6 protein-coding genes are annotated in these 3,421 nt (G+C 73.4%); 4 read left to right on the top strand and 2 right to left on the bottom strand.

From position 1 onward, the window contains the following. Both NBX02_RS18425 and NBX02_RS18420 read right to left on the bottom strand, forming a co-directional pair. Window positions 1-244: DUF4439 domain-containing protein (locus NBX02_RS18425; RefSeq protein ID WP_250292399.1), on the bottom strand; the 244-nt coding region annotated here is incomplete at its 3' end. A gap of 6 nt (window positions 245-250) precedes the next feature. Next, window positions 251-811: a hypothetical protein gene (locus NBX02_RS18420; protein ID WP_250292397.1), complete on the bottom strand. Its 561-nt coding sequence runs from the start codon at window positions 809-811 to the stop codon at window positions 251-253. A gap of 81 nt (window positions 812-892) precedes the next feature. On the opposite strand from NBX02_RS18420, the gene rimP reads away from it, so the two are divergent. The 4 genes from rimP to NBX02_RS18400 form a co-directional block, all read left to right on the top strand. Then, a complete protein-coding gene (gene rimP, locus NBX02_RS18415; RefSeq protein ID WP_250287380.1) occupies window positions 893-1,603 on the top strand; it encodes a ribosome maturation factor RimP in 711 nt (236 codons plus the stop codon). Then, window positions 1,600-2,688 carry a transcription termination factor NusA gene (gene nusA, locus NBX02_RS18410; protein ID WP_250287379.1) on the top strand — a complete coding sequence of 363 codons (1,089 nt, stop codon included), beginning with the start codon at window positions 1,600-1,602 and terminating at the stop codon, window positions 2,686-2,688. Before rimP ends, nusA begins: the two co-directional genes overlap by 4 nt. Beyond that, entirely contained in the window at window positions 2,594-2,977 is a 384-nt protein-coding gene (locus NBX02_RS23375) for a YlxR family protein (protein ID WP_445548520.1), read from the top strand. Before nusA ends, NBX02_RS23375 begins: the two co-directional genes overlap by 95 nt. A 175-nt stretch (window positions 2,978-3,152) precedes the next feature. Then, on the top strand, window positions 3,153-3,421 hold a 269-nt coding region (locus NBX02_RS18400; RefSeq protein ID WP_250292395.1), incomplete at its 3' end, for a translation initiation factor IF-2 N-terminal domain-containing protein.

The following is a 3,421-nucleotide window of genomic DNA, read 5'->3' as shown; positions in this document are numbered from 1 at the left end:
CCGGCAGCTGGTACGCGGGCTCGGCCGCGGGCGGGCTGCCGCCGCGGCCGAGGATCTCGGCCACCAGCCGGTCCCGCAGCTCCCGGTGGGCGCCGTAGGCGCTCTGGGCGAGCAGCCGGGCCGGGTCCGAGACGGGCCGCAGCGGCGCCAGCGCGCCGCCGGCCGCGGCGGCGGCGTACACGGCGGCGTGCTGCACCGCGAGCAGACCGGACAGCGCCCTGACGGTGCCCGGATCGTCCGTCACCAGCGGTCACCTGGCCAGCTGGGTGAGCAGGTCGGCGTGGGCGAGCTCGGACGCGTGGATGCTGGCCAGCAGGGGGACGACGCCCACGGCCGCCGTCAGGCACCGGGCGCGCAGCAGAGCCGCGGCCTGCCGCTCCAGCTGGACGAGCGCGGCGACCGTGGCCTGCTGGGATGCCGCGGTCTGCTGGGGCACTGTGGTCTGCTGGGGCGTCCCCGGTGGGCTGGTCATGATTGTGAAGCCGCCGGTCACTGCCGATCCGATACGGCCGGCGTGCTCGGCGTGGTGGGCACGCAGCACCGCCAGGGTGGCGGCGATCGACGGATGCGCGAGGATAGCCTGATCATACGCGACGAGCAGGCCCTGTTCGGACCGCGTCACCGCCTCGAGCAGGGTGTTGTCGACGGTGTCCGGGCCGCCAGGCCCGCCCGGGCCGTACGCCGACCGGGTCCAGCTACAGCCGGTGAGCTCACTGGCGAGCGCGCCGGTGAGCGCGGCCGTCGCGGCCAGCGGGAGCGCACCGAGAACACCCCGCCGGCTCGGCCGCCGGCCAGCACCTGTCACGCTCACGGTCCAGCAGCTTGTCACAGCGACGGCGGACGTAGGCTCAGGATCTCCGGAGAGCACCATCCGAGAAAGGAGCGGGTCGACATGGGCGACGCCGTGGCCACAACCAGTGCCGCCGACGCCGGGGGCGCCGCCGTCGATGCCGGTGGTGGGCGACGTCGCGCCCAGACGCGGCCGCGAGGCCCGGACACCCGGCCCCGCTCCGCCCGGGCGGAGCTGGTGCGCCTGCTCACCCCCGCGCTGGCCGCGGGAGGGCTCGACCTGGAGGACGTCACCGTCAGCCGGGCCGGATCCCGCAGCGTGGTCCGGGTGGTCGTGGACCGCGACGGCGGAGTGGACCTGGACGCGGCCGCCGAGGCCAGCCGGGTGGCCTCGGCCGTGCTCGACGCCGCCGAGACCGATCCGGCGGCCGGCGGCCCGCCGCTGGCCGGGCCGTACGTCCTCGAGGTCAGCTCGCCCGGTGTCGATCGTCCGCTGGTGGCGCCGCGGCACTGGCGCCGGGCCCGCGGACGGCTGGTGTCGGTGCGCACCCGGGACGGCCGGCAGCTGCTCGGGCGGGTGCGCGCCACGGACGAGCAGGCGGCCGAACTGGTGCCCGAGGGTGGGCGCGCGGCCGTCGGCGACGTGGTGCGGATATCCTTTGCCGACGTGGTCAGAGCCGCCGTGCAGGTGGAGTTCCGCGCAGCCGACGAGGACCTCGCGACCGGCGATGAGGATCCCGCGGGCGACGAGCATCCTGTAGGCGACGAGGTCCTCGCGGCCGGCGAGGCCCAGGACGCGGAGGCGCAGCGATGAGACTCGACGTGGCGGCGTTGCGCGGCATCGAACGTGAGAAGGACATCGCCTTCGACACCCTGGTGGAGGCGATCGAGACCGCGCTGCTGACCGCCTACCGGCACACCGACGGGGCGGCCGCGGACGCCCGGGTGGTCATCGACCGGACGTCCGGGCAGGTGGCGGTGTACGCCCGCGAGACCTCCCCGGACGGGATGACGCGGGAATGGGAGGACACCCCCGCGGACTTCGGCCGGATCGCCACGATGACGGCCAAGCAGGTGATCATGCAACGGCTGCGCGAGGCCCAGCAGGAGATCACCTACGGGCAGTATGCCGACCGGGAGCACGAGGTCGTCTCCGGCGTCGTCCAGCACCACGAGCAGCGGGCCGGGTCGAAGGTCGTTCTGGTCGATCTCGGCACCCTCGAGGGTGTGCTGCCGCCCGCCGAGCAGGTCCCCGGCGAACGTTTCGAGCACGGGGACCGGATCAAGTGCTATGTCGTCAGCGTCACCCGGGGCGTGCACGGCCCCACGGTGACCCTGTCGCGGACCCATCCGGAGCTGGTCAAGGGCCTGTTCCGGCTGGAGGTGCCGGAGGTGGCCGACGGCACGGTGGAGATAGCCGCGATCGCCAGGGAGGCGGGCCACCGCAGCAAGATCGCGGTTCGGTCGACGGTGGCCGGGGTGAACCCGAAGGGCGCCTGCATCGGCCCGATGGGAGCGCGGGTGCGGGCCGTCATGGCCGAGCTGCACGGTGAGAAGATCGATATCGTCGACTGGTCCGCCGACTCGGCCGCGTTCGTCGGTAACGCGCTGTCACCGGCGCGGGTGGCGCGGGTCGAGGTCACCGATCCCGCCGTCCGCGCGGCGCGGGTGGTCGTGCCGGACTACCAGCTTTCCCTCGCCATCGGCCGGGAGGGGCAGAACGCCCGGCTGGCGGCACGCCTGACCGGGTGGCGCATCGACATACACTCGGATACGGAAGGCGCTGGTGACGCAGTGGTAAGGGATGGTGCGGAGGCGGGTGCCCGGCGGGCCGCGTCGCCGTCCTTCCCACGGAGATCTCCCGCTACCGGCGGCCCCTCGTCAGGTGCAACGAGATAGACTGATGGGCGCACGCCGTGCGGAGCCGGTCCGTACATGTGTGGGATGTCGTGCCCGGGTGGCGCGGTCGGACCTGATGCGTACGGTGGCGGTAGGCGGTGAGCTCAGACCAGATGTTCGCCGCTGTATGCCTGGGCGGGGGGCACACCTGCACCCCGATCTGGCATGCCTGGACCTCGCGGAACGCCGCAGGGCGTTTCCGCGGGCGCTGCGGGTCGCGGGGCCGCTCGGGCTTGAGCATGTCAGGGCGCACCTCGTCCAGCGGCGCACGGCCGGGGAGCAGCGGTAGGACGGACAGGCCTCGCACCGATGCGGGGCTGACGGAAGATCGGACGACATCACCCGATGTCGACACGGAAGCAGGTCGAGACAGCGATGACCGCGCGATGAGCACGCAGCCATGATCACGACCAGCAGGTAACCAGGGTCACGCGGGCGGACCGCGGGCCGAACGAAGGAGCACCGTGGCAGGAAAGGCCCGCGTACATGAGCTCGCCAAGGAGCTCGGCGTCGACAGCAAGACCGTGCTTGCCAAACTGAAGGATCTCGGCGAGTTCGTGAAGTCGGCATCATCCACAGTCGAGGCACCGGTCGTCCGCAAGCTCAAGGAGTCGTTCCCCTCCGAGAGCGCCGGTGCGCAGCGCTCCGCCGGGCGCGGCGGAGCCCCCGCGGGCAACAGCGCCCGGCCGGTGCCAGGTGCCCGTCCAGGGCCGCCACCGCCCCGCCCGGGCCC

The organism is Protofrankia sp. CiP1_Cm_nod1 (assembly GCF_920888515.1).
In the GTDB taxonomy this organism is placed as follows: Bacteria; Actinomycetota; Actinomycetes; order Frankiales; family Frankiaceae; genus Protofrankia.
Note: the sequence above shows the minus strand (reverse complement) of the source record. Positions and strands in the feature narration are given on the sequence as shown.

Bases quoted from the DNA above. Each gene is read 5' to 3' on its own strand.
- NBX02_RS23375 (WP_445548520.1), top strand. From the start codon at position 2,594: ATGGTGCGGAGGCGGGTGCCCGGCGGGCCGCGTCGCCGTCCTTCCCAC.
- rimP (WP_250287380.1), top strand. From the start codon at position 893: ATGGGCGACGCCGTGGCCACAACCAGTGCCGCCGACGCCGGGGGCGCC.
- nusA (WP_250287379.1), top strand. From the start codon at position 1,600: ATGAGACTCGACGTGGCGGCGTTGCGCGGCATCGAACGTGAGAAGGAC.